At 62.9% G+C, this 259-nt stretch carries 1 protein-coding gene; it reads right to left on the reverse strand.

Annotated elements, in window-relative coordinates; genetic code table 11:
* Positions 1 to 259, reverse strand: a 259-nt coding sequence (locus tag AX737_RS15220; protein ID WP_156453739.1) for a 4Fe-4S dicluster domain-containing protein, incomplete at both ends; no start/stop codon positions are given.

The raw sequence follows: 259 nt of genomic DNA on the forward strand, positions 1-259 counted from the left end.
CCTCGGCCAGCACCTTGCGCCAGGCGAAGATCTGCTCGTGGATGTTGATCTTCACCGGACAGACGTTGGTGCAGGAGCCGTTCATGGTCGAGGAGAACGGCAGGGTCGAGTACTTCCGCTTGTTGAAGGTCGGATCGATGATCAGCCCGATCGGGCCGGCATAGGTCGCCCCGTAGGAGAGGCCGCCCGAGCGCCGGTAGACCGGGCAGGTGTTCATGCAAGCGCCGCAGCGGATGCATTTGAGCGAGGTCCAGAACTC

This window comes from Methylobacterium sp. CCH5-D2, from assembly GCF_001556475.1.
Taxonomy (GTDB): domain Bacteria; phylum Pseudomonadota; class Alphaproteobacteria; order Rhizobiales; family Beijerinckiaceae; genus Methylobacterium; species Methylobacterium hispanicum.